Annotated in this window: 15 protein-coding genes; 8 read left to right on the plus strand and 7 right to left on the minus strand. The window is 69.2% G+C overall.

What is annotated here, in order from left to right; translation table 11 throughout:
* Positions 1 to 200 precede the first annotated feature (200 nt).
* The 4 genes from AC1DYK_RS08625 to AC1DYK_RS08640 all read right to left on the minus strand — a co-directional run bounded on the left by AC1DYK_RS08625 (position 201) and on the right by AC1DYK_RS08640 (position 3,290).
* Entirely contained in the window at positions 201 to 659 is a 459-nt protein-coding gene (locus tag AC1DYK_RS08625; RefSeq protein WP_478090886.1) for a GAF domain-containing protein, read from the minus strand.
* 20 nt (positions 660 to 679) lie between these two features.
* A complete protein-coding gene (locus AC1DYK_RS08630; protein WP_478165889.1) occupies positions 680 to 1,702 on the minus strand; it encodes an NAD(P)H-dependent flavin oxidoreductase in 1,023 nt (340 codons plus the stop codon).
* Between the two features lie 120 nt (positions 1,703 to 1,822).
* Complete coding sequence (locus AC1DYK_RS08635) at positions 1,823 to 2,788, minus strand: Bug family tripartite tricarboxylate transporter substrate binding protein (RefSeq protein WP_478165890.1); 966 nt, start codon at positions 2,786 to 2,788, stop codon at positions 1,823 to 1,825.
* Positions 2,789 to 2,849: 61 nt separating this feature from the next.
* Complete coding sequence (locus AC1DYK_RS08640) at positions 2,850 to 3,290, minus strand: OsmC family protein (RefSeq protein WP_478158079.1); 441 nt, start codon at positions 3,288 to 3,290, stop codon at positions 2,850 to 2,852.
* A gap of 186 nt (positions 3,291 to 3,476) precedes the next feature.
* Between AC1DYK_RS08640 and AC1DYK_RS08645 the strand changes: the two genes are divergently transcribed.
* Positions 3,477 to 5,168 carry a long-chain fatty acid--CoA ligase gene (locus AC1DYK_RS08645; RefSeq protein ID WP_478165891.1) on the plus strand — a complete coding sequence of 564 codons (1,692 nt, stop codon included), beginning with the start codon at positions 3,477 to 3,479 and terminating at the stop codon, positions 5,166 to 5,168.
* 22 nt (positions 5,169 to 5,190) lie between these two features.
* Here AC1DYK_RS08645 and AC1DYK_RS08650 read toward each other — a convergent pair whose 3' ends face one another.
* Complete coding sequence (locus AC1DYK_RS08650; RefSeq protein ID WP_478165892.1) at positions 5,191 to 6,033, minus strand: IclR family transcriptional regulator; 843 nt, start codon at positions 6,031 to 6,033, stop codon at positions 5,191 to 5,193.
* Positions 6,034 to 6,136: 103 nt separating this feature from the next.
* On the opposite strand from AC1DYK_RS08650, the gene AC1DYK_RS08655 reads away from it, so the two are divergent.
* A complete protein-coding gene (locus tag AC1DYK_RS08655; RefSeq protein WP_478165893.1) occupies positions 6,137 to 7,114 on the plus strand; it encodes a Bug family tripartite tricarboxylate transporter substrate binding protein in 978 nt (325 codons plus the stop codon).
* A gap of 13 nt (positions 7,115 to 7,127) precedes the next feature.
* Positions 7,128 to 9,488, plus strand: a complete 2,361-nt coding sequence (locus AC1DYK_RS08660; protein ID WP_478165894.1) for a cytochrome P450 — start codon at positions 7,128 to 7,130, stop codon at positions 9,486 to 9,488.
* 19 nt (positions 9,489 to 9,507) lie between these two features.
* Here the strand turns inward: AC1DYK_RS08660 and AC1DYK_RS08665 are convergent, their stop codons facing one another.
* Both AC1DYK_RS08665 and AC1DYK_RS08670 read right to left on the minus strand, forming a co-directional pair.
* Entirely contained in the window at positions 9,508 to 9,990 is a 483-nt protein-coding gene (locus AC1DYK_RS08665; RefSeq protein ID WP_478165895.1) for a RidA family protein, read from the minus strand.
* On the minus strand, positions 9,987 to 11,348 hold the full coding sequence (locus tag AC1DYK_RS08670; RefSeq protein WP_478165896.1) for an NAD(P)/FAD-dependent oxidoreductase: 1,362 nt from the start codon (positions 11,346 to 11,348) through the stop codon (positions 9,987 to 9,989). The genes AC1DYK_RS08665 and AC1DYK_RS08670 overlap by 4 nt, the downstream gene beginning before the upstream one ends.
* Positions 11,349 to 11,512: 164 nt before the next feature.
* On the opposite strand from AC1DYK_RS08670, the gene egtB reads away from it, so the two are divergent.
* The 5 genes from egtB (at position 11,513) to AC1DYK_RS08695 (ending at position 15,446) form a co-directional block, all read left to right on the plus strand.
* Positions 11,513 to 12,760, plus strand: a complete 1,248-nt coding sequence (egtB, locus tag AC1DYK_RS08675) for an ergothioneine biosynthesis protein EgtB (RefSeq protein WP_478165897.1) — start codon at positions 11,513 to 11,515, stop codon at positions 12,758 to 12,760.
* Complete coding sequence (egtD, locus tag AC1DYK_RS08680; protein WP_478165898.1) at positions 12,760 to 13,749, plus strand: L-histidine N(alpha)-methyltransferase; 990 nt, start codon at positions 12,760 to 12,762, stop codon at positions 13,747 to 13,749. Before egtB ends, egtD begins: the two co-directional genes overlap by 1 nt.
* A 39-nt stretch (positions 13,750 to 13,788) precedes the next feature.
* The gene (locus AC1DYK_RS08685) at positions 13,789 to 14,070 is read left to right on the plus strand and encodes a DUF427 domain-containing protein (RefSeq protein ID WP_478090172.1); all 282 of its coding nucleotides are present in this window, start codon (positions 13,789 to 13,791) and stop codon (positions 14,068 to 14,070) included.
* Complete coding sequence (locus tag AC1DYK_RS08690) at positions 14,067 to 14,807, plus strand: 2OG-Fe dioxygenase family protein (protein WP_478158084.1); 741 nt, start codon at positions 14,067 to 14,069, stop codon at positions 14,805 to 14,807. The genes AC1DYK_RS08685 and AC1DYK_RS08690 overlap by 4 nt, the downstream gene beginning before the upstream one ends.
* A 195-nt stretch (positions 14,808 to 15,002) precedes the next feature.
* On the plus strand, positions 15,003 to 15,446 hold the full coding sequence (locus AC1DYK_RS08695) for a universal stress protein (protein WP_478165899.1): 444 nt from the start codon (positions 15,003 to 15,005) through the stop codon (positions 15,444 to 15,446).
* Positions 15,447 to 15,453 lie beyond the last annotated feature (7 nt).

A 15,453-nucleotide genomic window follows, 5' to 3' on the forward strand; every position in this document is an offset into this window, starting at 1 on the left:
AGCGGCCGCGGGAGGCGCTCCTCGGCGGTGGGCAGGCCCTGCCTGCGTGCAGACGCTTCGGGCAGCAACCGGGGCCGCCGGCGTCCAAAGAGACCGTCGGGCGCGGGGTCGGGCCGCCGGGAAAAATGCAAGGACTCCATGTAACCCATTTTTACTACTGATTGCGCGTGATGGAAGCGCACTAAAGGTGTAGGCCTTGATCAGATATCGGCCAGCACGGGGGCCAGCAGCTTCGCTGCTCCCTCGAGAAGCGCGAACTCCTCGTCGGACAGAGGCAGTGGCGCGGGGTCGAAATGGCTCAGCGTGCCCCACAGGTCACCGGCCAGGGAGAGCAAGGGGACGCTGTGATAGGAGACGACCACCTCCCGGTAAGCGTGGCCTTCCAGCCTCGCGTCGGCGGACGAGTCGTCGGTGCGGAAGGCTTCATCGCGCAGGACGAACTGGCAATAGCTCTTGTCGAAGGGCACCGCGGCGAGGAATTCGGGCCTCATCTTGCCCTCTTTGTCGTGCAGCAGGACATTCCTCAGCACCGGACCGGCAAAGCGATAGACCGCGGTGTACCGATGGGGGACGCCGGCATTGAGGTAGGCCAGGGCCTGCAACGGCCCCTCGGCATCGAGGACGGCAGAGAACGCCTGCAGGTCGCGAGCCATGGCCATGCCGCGTCGTTGCGCGGGTGCTACCTCGCCTCGATCGACGCCAGGGACTGCCGGCTGTTTTCCGCCAGGAAGTCGGGCGCCGCGCCCAGCAACCCGGCGGCCTCTTCGACCATGCGGCGGATCAACTCGCCGGCGCGCGGGACGTCGTGGATCAGGCCGGATGCCTCGCCCGCGATCACGGCGGCCGTGTCGAAGTCGCCCGAGGCTCTTGCTGCGGCGTATCGCTCGCCTTCCGTGCCCAGCGCACGCATCAGGTCGACTTCCCGCCCGGCCCAGCGCCGCAGGTGATCGTTGTGCAGGCATCGGCCCGTGAACGGCGCCGGCCAGACGTTGCGGCGCGAGATGTCGAAGACGATGCTGCGCAGGCTGTCATCGCCGCTTGCCTCGACGATGCGGCGCTTGGCGGCGTCGAAGCCGGCCGCCTCTACCGTGGCATAGAAGCGCGTGCCGAGGGCCACGCCGCTGGCGCCGAGCATCAGGGCGGCCGCCAGGCCGCGCCCGTCGGCGATGCCGCCGGCCGCCACCACCGGCACCTCCGGTCCCGCGAGGTCCACCAGCGCCGGCACCAGCGCCAGGCTGCCGCGGCTGACGCCATGGCCGCCGGCCTCGGCACCCTGGGCCACCAGGATGTCGGCGCCTGCGTCCAGCGCCTGGCGGGCCATCGCCTCGGTCTGCACCTGGCACACCAGCTTCGCGCCCGCGGCCTTGATGCGTGGCGCGAACGGCGCCGGGTCTCCGAACGACAGCCAGACGGCGCTCGGGCCCTGTTCGAGCGCGATGTCCAGCAGACGGGGCTGGCGCGCCAGGCTCCAGGTGATGAAGCCGACGCCGAACGGGCGGTTGGTCTTTCTGGCCGCGGGCACGAGTGCGGCGAGTTCGCGCCGCAGCCATCCTTCCTCGCCGTAGCCTCCTCCCAGGAAGCCATAGCCGCCGGCGCGGATGACGGCCGCCGCCAGCGGCGCATCGGCCACCAGGTCCATGGCGGCCAACAGGACGGGGTGCTCGATGTCGAGCAGGCGCGTGACTGCAGTCTGGAGTTGCATGCGAACTTCCCTCGGATGGAAGCCCTCAGCTTAGTGGCCGGATCGCGTTTCTGGAAGCGAGCGACCGAAGCGCGGGATGCCTGCCATCCCCAATCCGGGGGAGGTCGCCGGCTGCGCGACTCAGTCCATCTTGGCGCCCGAAGCCTTCACCGCCTTGTCCCAGCGCGGCGTTTCGGCCGCCAGGAACCGGGCGAAATCCTCGCTGCCGAGGAAGGCCGGGTCCGCACCCTGGCTCACCATGCGCTCGCGCACCTCGGGGCTGGTCAGCACCTGCCTGAACGCGTCACTGAGCTTGGCGACCACCTCCTTGGGCGTGCCCGCGGGCGCCAGGAAGCCGTAGAAGCCGACCACCTCGAAGCCCTTGATGCCGGCCTCGATCACGGTCGGCACGTCGGGCAGCGCCGGGTTGCGCGCCGCGCTGGTCACGGCCAGCGCGCGCACCTTGCCCTGCTTGTGGTAGTTGGCCGCCTGCGGGATCGACTCGGCCATGAACTGCACCTGGCCGCCCATCAGGTCGGTGAAGGCCGGCGCGCTGCCGCGGTAGGGGATGTGGACCATGAAGAGGCCGGTGGCGCTCTTGAACATCTCGGGCACCAGGTGGCTGATGCCGCCGTTGCCGGCCGAGCCGTAGTTGATCTGGCCCGGGCGCGCGCGGGCGTAGTCGATGAACTGGCGCAGGTCGTTCACCGGAAGCTTGGGCGTCACCAGCAGCGCGAGCGGTTGCATCGCGGTGCGTGCGATCGGCGTGAAGTCCCGCAGCGTGTTGTAGGGCAGCTTGGCGTACAGCGCGCCATTGATCACCGCCACGCCGGTGTTCGCCAGCATCAGCGTGTAGCCGTCGGGCGCGCTCTTGGCCACCGCCTCGGCGCCGACCGAGCCGCCGGCGCCCGGCTTGTAGTCGACGATCACGGGCTGGCCCAGCACCGCCTGCAGCCGCTCGGTGAGCAGGCGTGCGTGCTGGTCGAGCGGACCGCCGGCCGGGAAGCCGATGACGACCTTGATGGGCTTGTCGGGAAAGGCTGCCAGGGCGGCGGCCGAGGCCGTCAGCCACAGCAGCGCGGCGATGCCTTTGCGGGCGATGTTCATGGGTGTCTCCTCGTTGCGAGGGGATCATAAACAGCGCCGCTGCCGCTGCCGCGGCCGGGCTTCAGGACTTGAGCGTCGCCTTGAAGGTGATCTCCGGCACGCTGGCCAGCGCCTTCGACAGCGGACAGCCTTCCTTGGCGCCGGTCGCGAGCTGCTGGAACTTCGCCTCGTCGATGCCCGGCACCACGGCCTCGAGTTCGAGCTGGATGCGGTCGATCCTGAAGCCCGGACCGTCCTTGGCCAGGCGCACGGCCGCCCGGGTGTCGATCGAGGTTGCCGTGAGGCCGGCGCCTTCGAGTGCGAAGGCGAAGGCCATCGTCAGGCAGCCGGCGTGCGCCGCGCCCAGGATCTCCTCGGGGTTGGTGCCGCGCTTGTCGTCCTCGAAGCGGCTCGCGAAGCCGTAGGGGAAATCCTTCAGCGCACCGGTCTCGGTGCTGATCAGGCCCTTGCCGGTCTTGCCGGCGCCTTCCCAATGAACGCTTGCGTGCTTGTCTGCGGCCATGGAAGCTCCTTTTCGAATGGGTTGAGAGGCTGACCTTTTACGGCAGATCGCGCGCCGCGTCTGTCGGTCGATGGCGGTAGTCGCGCCGGCCCCGTGGCCGAAGTCGCTCAGGTGACGCGCGTCGGGGCTTCCCCGATGCGGCAAGGTCACGGAGCATCGTAGGCTCGCACGCACTTAGGAGACTGTATGGATCGCCCGCATTACAAGTTCTGGCCCCAGCGCCTGCCCCGTTCGATCACCGTGCCGGCGACCTCGCTGTGGCACAACCTGGCGGTCAACGCCGCGCGCTATCCCGCCAAGCCCGCGCTGGTCTTCTTCGGCAGCGAGATCAGCTACGCCGAGTTCTCGGCGCAGGCCGAGCGGCTCGCCGGCACCCTGCATGCCCTGGGCGTGCGGCGCGGCGACCGCGTGATCCTCGACATGCAGAACTGCCCGCAGCTGGTGATCGCCCATTTCGCGATCCTGCGCGCCAATGCGGTCGTGGTGCCGGTCAATCCGATGAACCGTGCCGAGGAGCTCAAGCACTACATCACCGACCCCGACGCGAAGTTCGCGATCACCACCGGCGACCTGGCGCCCGAGCTGGCCAAGGCCAGCAATGCGCTGGAGCCCAAGGATCGCCTGGCGCACATGATCGTCACCCAGTTCACCGATGCCTTCGACCCCGAAGTCACGGGCGACGAGGCGCCGGCGCCGGCCTGGCGCGACTGGCTGCTGACCCGGCATCCCGTGCCGGCCCTGGAAGGCGGCGCGGTCATGACCTGGACCGATGCGCTGGGCGCCGGCCATGCGCCGCCCGACCACGTCGTGGGCGCCGGCGACATGGCGCTGCTGCCCTACACCAGCGGCACCACCGGCCTGCCCAAGGGCTGCGTCCACCACCATTCGAGCCTGATGCACAACGCCTGCGCCAGCCAGCTGTGGGGCCTGGGCTCGGCCGAGGTGGTGGTCCTGGCCGTGGTGCCGATGTTCCACATCACCGGCGTGGTCAGCATGATGCACACGACGGTGCTGGTCGGCGGCACGCTGGTCATCATGCCGCGCTGGGACCGCGACGTGGCCGGGCGCCTGATCTCGCGCCGCAAGGTCACGAGCTGGACCAACATCCCGACCATGGTCATCGACCTGATGGCCAGCCCCAATTTCGCCAGCTACGACCTGAGCAGTCTGAGCTACATCGGCGGCGGCGGGGCCGCGATGCCGCAGGCCGTGGCGCAGCGCCTGTTCGAGCAGTTCGGCCTCAAATACCAGGAAGGCTATGGCCTGACCGAGACCGCCGCGCCCTCGCACGCCAATCCCTTCGAGAACCCCAAGCAGCAGTGCCTGGGCATCCCCTACATGAGCACCGATGCGCGCGTGGTCGACCCCGACACGCTGATCGAGATGCCGGTCGGCGAATCGGGCGAGATCATCATCCACGGGCCCGAGGTGTTCCAGGGCTACTGGAAGCGGCCCGACGCCACGGCGGCGGCCTTCGTCGAATTCGAGGGCAAGCGCTTCTTCCGCTCCGGCGACATGGGCCGCATGGACGAGGACGGCTACTTCTTCATGACCGATCGCCTCAAGCGCATGATCAACGCGAGCGGCTTCAAGGTCTGGCCGGCCGAGGTCGAGCTGCTGATGTTCCGCCACCCCGCGATCCAGGAGGCCTGCGTGATCGGCATCAAGGACGCCTACCGGGGCGAGTCGGTCAAGGCGGTGGTGGTGCTGCGCCCGACCCACAAGGACACGACCGAGCAGCAGATCATCGACTGGTGCCGCGAGAACATGGCGGTCTACAAGGTGCCGCGCGTGGTGCAATTCGTCGATGTGCTGCCCAAGAGCGGCAGCGGCAAGGTGATGTGGCGGCTGCTGCAGGAGGCCGAGAGCGAGTCCTGACGGGACCCGGAGGCTGCCGCCCTCAGCTTCCCGGACGCGGGCCCGCGTAACCGAGTTTCGCGCTGGTGGCCTGCGCTTCACGCCGAACCGCCGTCGCGATCGGGCCGTTCGCGGAAGGATCGAAGCCGCCGCTGGCGCCGAGGGCAGTGATCACTGCGCAGACCCGTCCCGTGAAGTCGAACACGGGGGCTGCCACGGCGCTGATGCCGCGCAGGTAGACGTCCCGGACGACAGCGCAACCGGCTGCCCGGACTTCGCTTTGCAGGCTGTCGATCGGGTTCGGCATGGGCAGCAGGGCGAGCATGTCCGGTGTCGCGGCTGCCAGCTCTTCTTCCGCCAGGGTCCGCACCCGGGCCTCGTCCAACAGTCCCAGGAAGACGCGGCCGGTCGCCGACCAGACGAGCGACATCACCGAGCCGGCGCGCACGTTGACCGTCACGGGCAAGCCCGGCTCCTCGAATCGCATGATGGTGGGGCCCTTGTTGCCCATGAGGGCCACAAAGCAGGTGATCTCCAGGCTCTCCCGCAGTCGGACCAGCGCCGGTTCGGCGAGGCGGATGGGCTCGGCCTGCCGCATGGCCGTCAGTCCGATCTGGATCAGTTCAGGCCCGAGGAAATAGCGCTGGGAGTCTGCGTCCTGATCGACCAGGCCTTCCTGGATCAGGCTCGCCAGGTAGCGATGCACCTTGGCCGGGCTTTCGCCCACCTGCGCGGCCAGCGCGGACAAGCCTGCGCTGCCGCCCATCGCCGACAAGGTCTTCAACACCGCCATGCCGGTTTCGGCGGACTGCACGCGCTGCCGGCGCTCCAGCACTCGGGGCGTGGAAGTGCTCGAAGGCGTGGCGGGCTTCTGGGTCTTGCTCATGTCGCTCGATCCTACTCAGGGCCGTTGGGATTGGTAAAAACCCTATCCAGTAATTACGCATAGCGTATAACAATTACGCGAATAATTGACGAGGATCAACCCGATGAAGAAATTTCTTGTCGCCACGCTGCTGGCGTTGCCCGTCCTGCACCCGCTGGCGCTCGCGCAGCAGGCCCAGCCGACGTATCCCGCCAAGCCGGTGCGATGGGTCGTTCCCTACGCAGCAGGTGGCGGCTCCGACTTCCTCGCCCGCACCATCGGCCAGACCTGGTCGACGCAGGCGAGCCAGCCGATCCTGGTCGACAACAAGCCCGGCGGCAACACGGCGCTTGGCGCTGCCGAGGTCGCGCGTGCCGCCGCGGACGGGTACACGGTGCTCTCGGCCGACAACGGCACGCTGGTCTTCAATCCGGTGCTCTACAAGTCGCTCAGCTACAGCCCCACCAAGGACCTGGCACCCGTCACGCTGATGGGGCGCTTTCCGATGATCCTGGTCGTCGGCCCCGGTCTTGCGGTGCGTGATGCGAAGGATTTCGTCGCCCAGGCCAAGGCCAAGCCCGGTGGCTTCAACTACGGCTCGGCCGGAGCGGGAAGTCCCCACCATCTGGCCATGGAGCTGCTGAAGTCGGAAGCCGGCATCGAGATGGTCCATGCGCCGTATCGCGGCGCCGCTCCGGCCCTGGCCGACGTGGCCGGAGGCCAGATCCCGGCCATGATGGTCGACCTGGCCGCGGGCGCCGGCTTCATCAAGGGCGGCAAGGTCAAGGCGCTGGCGGTGGCCAACGCGACCCGGCTGCCGCAATTGCCGGACGTGCCGACCTTTGCCGAACTGGGCTACAAGAACGTCGAAGCCGCAGCGCTCGTCGGCATGGTGGTGCCCGCCGGCACGCCCCCCGCGACGATCGCCGCGATCAACAAGCAGGTCGTTGCGGCAATTCACGATCCGGCCGTCACCAAGCGGCTGGTCGACTTCGGTGTCGAGCCGGTCGGCAACACGCCGGCGCAGTTCGCCGAGTTGCTGAAGGCCGAAACCATCAAGTGGCAGAAGCTCATCCGTGACCTGAAGATCTCGCTGGACTGAGGAGGCGCGCGCCATGAGCAGTGTTGAAGTCCCGCGTCGATCCACCGGTTGTCCCGTCGCGCACGGTGCGCTGTCCGGCGAGCGAACGCCGACCGGCTGCCCGGTCAGCCAGCGCGCCGCCGACTTCGACCCTTTCGAGGACGGCTACCAGCAGGACCCGCCCGAGTACGTGCGCTGGGCGCGCGAGAAGGAGCCGATCTTCTGGAGCCCGAAGCTCGGCTACTGGGTGGTCACGCGCTATGACGACATCAAGGCCATCTTCCGCGACAACATCACCTTCAGCCCTTCCATCGCGCTCGAGAAGATCACGCCGACCGGCGACGAGGCGAATGCCGTGCTCGCGTCCTACGGCTTCGCGCTGAACCGCACGCTGGTCAATGAAGACGAGCCGGCGCACATGCCGCGTCGCCGCGCGCTGATGGACCCTTTCACGCCGGAGGAACTCAAGCACCATGAACCGATGGTGCGGCGGCTCGCGCGCGAGTACGTCGACCGCTTCATCGACGACGGCCGTGCGGACCTCGTCGACCAGATGCTCTGGGAGGTTCCGCTGACCGTGGCCCTGCATTTCCTCGGCGTGCCCGAGGAGGACATGGACACGCTGCGCCAGTATTCGATCGCGCACACCGTCAACACCTGGGGCCGGCCCAAGCCGGAGGAGCAGGTGGCGGTGGCGCACGCGGTCGGCAACTTCTGGCAGTTCGCCGGCAAGGTTCTCGACAAGATGCGGCAGGACCCGGAGGGCGGCGGCTGGATGCAGTACGGGTTGCGCAAGCAGCGTGAGCTGCCCGAGGTCGTGACGGATTCGTACCTGCACTCGATGATGATGGCCGGCATCGTCGCGGCCCACGAGACCACGGCCAACGCCACCGCCAATGCGATGAAGCTGCTGTTGCAGCACCCCGACGTGTGGCGCGACGTCTGCGAAGACCCGGGCCTGATCCCCAACGCCGTCGAGGAATGCCTGCGGCACAACGGCTCGGTCGCGGCATGGCGCCGTCTCGTCACGGCCGATGCGCAGGTGGGCGGCGTCGACCTGCCCGCCGGCTCGAAGCTGCTGATCGTCACCTCGTCGGCCAATCACGACCAGGCCCACTTCGCGGACGCCGACCTGTTCGACATCCGGCGCGACAATTCCAGCGACCATCTCACCTTCGGCTACGGCTCGCACCAGTGCATGGGCAAGAACCTGGCGCGCATGGAGATGCAGATCTTCCTGGAGGAATTCACGCGGCGGCTGCCCCACATGCGCCTGTCCGCGCAAGCGTTCTCGTACGTGCCGAACACCTCGTTTCGCGGTCCGGAGCATCTCTGGGTCGAATGGGACCCTGCCCACAATCCGGAGCGCTCGCAGCCTGCGCTGCGCCGGCCGGAGGTTCATGCGCCGGTGCGCATCGGCGAACCCTCGAAGGGTGCGATCACGCGGCCGGTGGTGGTCGAGAGCGTCACGCGGGCGGCGGACGGCATCGTCAAGCTGCGCCTGGTCGCACCGGACGGCCGGCCGATGCCGCGCTGGACGCCGGGCTCGCACATCGACGTCGAATGCGGCCATCCGGAGCTCTCGCGGCAGTACTCGCTGTGCGGCGACCCCGACGACGCGAATGCGCTCGAGATCGCGGTACTGCACGAGGCCGAGGGCCGCGGCGGCTCGGCCTGGGTGCATGCGCACGTGAAGGCCGGCGACCGGCTCAAGATCCGCGGTCCGCGCAATCACTTCCATCTCGACGAGTCGGTGAGGAAAGTGATCTTCATCGCCGGGGGCATCGGCATCACGCCTGTGAGTGCGATGGCACGACGCGCCAACGCGCTGGGCATCGACTACACGCTTCACTACAGCGGTCGCTCGCGCGCGAGCATGGCGCTGGTCGATGAACTGGCCGAACTGCACGGGGAGCGACTGGTGGTCCATGCCGGCGACGAAGGCCGGCGCAACGACCTGGCAGCGCTGCTCGCCACGCCCGAAGCCGGGACCCAGATCTACGCCTGCGGGCCAGGGCGCATGCTGGCAGCGCTGGAGGCGCATTGCGCCGCCTGGCCCGAGGACGCGCTGCACGTCGAGCATTTCGAATCGACCCTGCGAACCCTGGACCCCGCGCGCGAACATGCGTTCGACGTCGAGCTGAAGGATTCGGGCATCGTCGTGCACGTGCCGGCCGACCAGACCGTGCTGAGCGCTCTGCGCGCGGCCAACATCGATGTGCAGAGCGACTGCGAGGAGGGCCTGTGCGGCTCCTGCGAAGTGCGCGTGCTGGCCGGCAAGGTCGACCACCGCGACGTCGTGCTCACGCGCGCCGAACGCGAGGCCGACACGAAGATGATGACGTGCTGCTCGCGGGCCTGCAGCGGCAGCAGCAGGCTGGTTCTCGAACTGTGAGCAGGATCTTGCCGCGCCCCTAGTCGAACTCGACCTCGGCCTCGATCTCGACCGGAATGTCGAACGGCAGCTCGGCCAGCCCGACGGCGCTGCGCGCGTGGGCGCCGGCCTCGGGCCCGTAGAGCTCGAGGATCAGGTCGGAGAAGCCGTTGATCACCGCCGGCATCCGGTTGAAGCCCGGCGCCGCGTTGACCATGCCGAACACCCGCGTCCAGGCCGTCACGCGGTCGAGGTTGCCGAGGGTGCGCTGCAGGCTCGCGAGGATGCCCAGCGCGGTCAGGCGCGCCGCCTCGTAACCCTGCTCGACGCTGAGCTCGCGCCCGACCTTGCCCAGGGGCACGGCGAAGCCGCCGTCGCCGGCGATCGGTCCGTGGCCCGAGACCAGGGCGCGGCGGCCGACCAGCCGCACCCACGGGAAGGGCAGCACCACGCCGGCCGGCAGCTTGGCGGGCGGCGGCAGCACCAGTCCCAGGGCCTGCAGTTTCTGTTCGATGCGTGTCATTGGATCTTCTCCTTGGCGCGGACGTCCGCCACCACCCGGGCATGTCGCTGGAAGCTCCAGTAGGCGCTGGCCCAGTCCATCAGCACCACGAAGCGGTTGCGGAAACCGATCAGGAAGTAGATGTGCGCGAACAGCCAGAACAGCCAGGCCGCCTTGCCCGCGAAACGCAGCGGCCCGACGGGGGTGCCGAGGTCGACCACGGCCGAGTTGCGGCCGATGGTGGCGAGGTTGCCGTAGTCGCGGTAGCGGAAGGGCTCGGTCGGCTGGCCCGCGATCCGCCGCAGGATGTTCGCGGCCGCGGCGCGCCCCATCTGCTTGGCGCCGGGCGAGACCCCGGGTACCGGGGTCGGCTCCTTGCCGGGCTGATGGCTCATGGCCGCCGCGAGATCGCCGACCACGCTGATGTCGGGACGGCCGGGCAGGCTGAGGTCGGGCAGCACCTTGACGCGGCCGGCGCGGTCGGTCTCGGCGCCGGTGGCGGAGGCCAGCATCCGGCCGAGCGGCGAGGCGGCGACGCCGGCGGCCCAGATCACGCAACCGCAGTCGATGCGGTGGCTGCCGAGGCCGGCGCCGCCATCGCTGAAGGGCGAGGAAATCTGCAGCCCGGTGGCATCGATGGCGGTGACGCGGGCGTTGAGCCGGACCTGCACGCCGAGCTTCTGCAACTGTTCCAGCGCGCGCTGGCTCAGCGACTCGGGCATGGCCTGGAGCACGCGGGCGCCGCCCTCGATCAGCAGCACCTCGGCGCTGCTCGGGTCGATGTTGCGGAACTCGCCCTCCAGCGTGTGGCGCGCGATCTCGGCCAGCGTGCCGGCCATCTCGACGCCGGTGGGCCCGGCGCCGATGACGGCGAAGGTCAGCAGCGCGCGCCGCCGCACCGGATCGGACTCGACCTCGGCCGCCTCGAAGCTCACCAGCACGCGGCGGCGGATCTCGAAGGCGTCGGCCAGCGTCTTGAGGCCCGGCGCCATCGGCTCCCAGGCGTCGTTGCCGAAATAGCTATGGGTGGAGCCGGCGGCGACGAGCAGGTGGTCCCAGGAAAGTTGGCTGCCGTCGGCCAGGTGCACCGTGCGCGCCGCCGGATCGATGCGTACCGCTTCGCCGAGCAGGGTCGTGATGTTGGGCTGGCGCCGGAACAGCAGGCGTATCGGCGCCGCGATCGAGGGTGCCGCCAGGCCGGCGGTCGCCACCTGGTAGAGCAGGGGCTGGAACAGGTGGTGGTTGGTCTTGTCGACGATCGTGACGTCGACATCGGCCCGCTGGAGCTTGCGCGCAGCCTCCAGGCCGCCGAAGCCGCAGCCGATGATCAGGACATGGGGGCGGCCGGAAGGTGGCGTCGTCGTCGGGGGGCTGCTCATCCGCCGGATGATACGCAGGCCCCTGGCAGGCGCCCGCGACTTGTGCCAAAGTGGCACCTCTTGCCGCGCCGGCACCCCGGTCCAGCGCCCTGGCGCGCCGTTGTCCTACGGCGTTTCCCCGTCCGTGTGGGCTAAAAGACGTTCGAGTCCAAACTGGAGACCCCATGAACCTGATCCGTCCGGAGCTGCCGGCGGCGGAGGCATTGCGCGATCGTTTCGCGGCCGTGCGCGCGCACAGCCTCAAGCTGACCGCACCCCTGTCGGCCGAGGACCAGTGCATCCAGTCGATGCCCGACGCCAGTCCGACCAAGTGGCACCTCGCGCACACCACCTGGTTCTTCGAGACGGTGCTGCTGCAGCCGCACGCGAGCGGCTACAAGGTGTTCGACCCGCGCTTCCACTATCTCTTCAACTCCTACTACGAAGCACTGGGCCCGCGCCACCCCCGGCCGCAGCGCGGCCTGCTGACTCGGCCCTCGCTGGACGAGGTGCATGCCTTCCGCCGCCATGTCGACGGTGCGGTGCTGGCGCTGCTCGGCAAGGCGGGCGGGCCCGACTGGGCCGCCATCGAGCCGATCGTCACGCTGGGCCTGCAGCACGAGCAGCAGCACCAGGAACTGATCGTCACCGACATCGTTCATGCGCTGTGGTGCAACCCCTTGCTGCCGGCCTATCGTGCGCCGGCCGGCCCGGCGCTGCGGCTGGCTTGCGCGACCCCCGCCATGACCTGGCTGCCGCAGCCGGGCGGAGTGGTGGAGGTGGGCCACGGCGAGCCGGGCTTCGCCTTCGACAACGAGACGCCGCGGCACCCTGTGCTGCTGCAGCCCCATGCGATCGCGAACCGGCTCGTGAGTTGCGGCGACTTTGCGCAGTTCATCGCCGACGGCGGCTACCAGCGGCCGGAGCTTTGGCTGTCCGACGGCTGGGCCGCCGTACAGGCGCAAGGCTGGCGCGCCCCCGCCTACTGGCTGGCGCCCGACGATCCGCGCCTGGCGCACGAGGGCGTGCCGGGCGGCTGGCAGGTCTTCGGCCTGCACGGCGTGCGGCCGCTGGAGCTCGAAGCGCCGGTGGCGCAGCTGAGCTTCTTCGAAGCCGCGGCCTACGCCGAATGGGCGGGTGCGCGGCTGCCGACCGAGTTCGAATGGGAAGTCGCGCACGATGCGCCCGGCATCACCCAGATGAGCGGCCACGTGTGGCAATGGACCCGCTCGTCGTACGACCCGTACCCGGGCTTCCGGCCGCTCGCGGGCATCGCGGCGGAATACAACGGCAAGTTCATGGTCGGCCAGCTGGTGCTCCGGGGCGGCAGTGTCGCGACGCCGGACGGGCACACGCGGGCCAGCTATCGAAACTTCTTCCCGCCGGCCGCGCGCTGGCAGTTCTCGGGGCTGCGGCTCGCGAAGGACCTCTGATGGGCACTCCTGCATTCAACCGCCACGCATTCCGCGCCGCGCAGCGCGCCGCGCCGCTGTCCGACTTCGCCCGCGAGCTGTTCGCGGCCCTGAGTCTCGACGCGCGCAGCATTTCGCCCAAGTTCTTCTACGACGCCCCGGGCTCGGCGCTGTTCGATCGCATCTGCGAACTGCCGGAGTACTACCCGACGCGCACCGAGCTGCGCATCCTGACCGAGTGCGCCGGCGAGATCGCGGCGCAGATCGGCCCCGATGCCGAGATCATCGAGTTCGGCGCCGGCTCGCTCACCAAGGTGCGGCTGCTACTCGACGCGCTCGAGTCTCCCAGGCGCTACGTGCCGATCGACATCTCGGGCGCGCACCTGGAGGCGGCGGCCGCGCGCCTGCGCGCCGACTACCCGCGGCTCGCGGTGCAGCCGGTGGTGGCCGACTACACGATGCCGCTGGTGCTGCCGCCCGCGCGCGGCAAGGGCATCGGCCAGCGGGTGGGCTTCTTTCCGGGCTCGACCCTGGGCAACTTCACACCCGACGAGGCGCTGGCCTTCCTGCAGCTCGCGCATCGGCTGCTGCGCGGCGGGGGCCTGCTGCTGGGCGTCGACCTGGTCAAGGACCCGGCCCTGCTGCATGCCGCCTACAACGATGCGCAGGGCGTGACCGCCGCCTTCAACCTCAACCTGCTGCGGCGCGCCAACGCCGAGCTCGGCACCGACTTCGACCTCGGTGGCTTCACCCATGCGGCTTTCTACAACTCGCCGCTGCGGCGGGTCGAGATGCATCTGGTGAGCCGCCGGTCGCAGGAAGTGACGCTCGACGGCCAACGTTTCAGCTTCGAGGAAGGCGAGACCCTGCACACCGAGAACTCGCACAAGTTCACGGTCGAGGGCCTGCGCGCGCTGGCCGAGGAGGCGGGCTTCAGGCCGGCCGCGGTGTGGACCGATCCCGAGCGCCTGTTCAGCGTCCACTGGCTGCAGGCGCCGGCGGCACAATAGCGTGTTGCCCCAGTTTTTGGCGGGCACCGGAGAATCTTGATGAAAGCAGTTTGGAACGGCGTCACCGTGGCCGAGAGCGACGACACGGTGCTGGTCGAAGGCAACCACTATTTCCCCATGGAGTCGCTCAACCGCGACCATGTGACTTTCAGCAACCACAAGACCACGTGCGCCTGGAAGGGCACGGCGAACTACTTCTCGCTGCTGGTCAACGGCGAACTCCACGCGGATGCGGCCTGGTACTACGCCGACCCGAAGCCCGAGGCGGAGATGGTCAGGAACCGCGTGGCCTTCTGGAAGGACGTGAAGGTGACGGAGTGAGCACCGGATTCAGTCCGCCTTTCACTCCACCCGATCGACTCGTTCCCACCTTGCGCCAGGATGGCTATGCCGTCCTGAGTCCGCAGGGCGTGGCCGACTGGCTCGGGATGCCGCTGGCCGCACTCGACGCACTGCATGGCGACTGGGCCCATCTGCCGCCCGACGAGTACCTGAAGGACGGCGGGCGCTATCGCACGCGGCGCCATGCCTGTTTCACTGTCGAGGGCGCGACCATCGAACAGGCGCCGCACCGCGCCCACTGGCAGCCGGTCGAATACAACGCGCTGCATGGCGGCATGCAGCGCTGGTTCGCGCCGATGGAGGCGGCGACCGTGGCGCAACCGGTCTGGCAGCAGCTGATGCGCGGCCTCGGCGAGGTGGCGAGCGGCCTGCGTGGCGCGCAGCGCTGGTACGTCGAGGCGCATCAGTTCCGCATCGACACGGCCGACGGTATCGGACGGCCGACGCCCGAGGGCGCGCACCGCGACGGGGTCGACCTGGTGGCGGTCGCGCTGGCCGGGCGCCACAACATCAAGGGCGGCGAGACGCGGGTGTTCGAGGCGACCGGTCGCCGCGGCGAGCGCTTCACGCTGACCGAACCGTGGACGCTGCTGCTGCTCGACGATGCCCGCGTGATCCACGAGTCGACGCCGATCCAGCCCCTGATCGACGGCGAGCCGGGCTGGCGCGACACGCTGGTCGTCACCTGCCGCGCGGACGGTTTCCAGGGGGACTGATGCCCCCACGCTCCCTCACTTCGTGTGGTCGCTGCCCCCCAAGGGGGCCGCAGCCGGCTTGGGGCGGCCCGGCGCCGGCCGGACCCGGAACTCGCGGCGCCCCGCAGTCGTCCTACAACTGTGGCCCGGCCTTGGATGTAAATTCGGGGCCCGGTTCGAGCCGTCGAACCCTGTAGTGAACCAAAGAGGTCTGCCATGTTCAATCACATCCTGGTCCCGATCGATGGGTCCGACACCTCGATGCTCGCGGTCAGCAAGGCCAGCGGGCTGGCGCTGGCGTTCGGCAGTCGCATCACGCTCATCCATGTGGTGGACAACTACCCCTTCATTGGCGTCGGCGCGGACTATGCGCTGGGCCAGAACGAATACCTCGCGGCCGCCACCAGCAGCGCCAATGCGGCGCTGGCGCGCGGCGTTGCGGCCCTGGCGGCCGAGGGACTGCACAGCGACCAGCGCGTGATCGACGGCCACGTGGTGCACGAGGGCATCGTCGACACCGCGATCGCGATCGGCGCCGACCTGATCGTCATGGGCTCGCATGGACGCACCGGCATCGAGAAGCTCCTGCTGGGCAGCGTCACCCAGCGTGTGCTGCAGGACGCCAAATGCCCCGTCCTGGTGGTCCGCGGGGATCTGTAGCTCGCCC

The sequence above is a fragment of the Variovorax sp. P2_H12 genome (assembly GCF_056403395.1).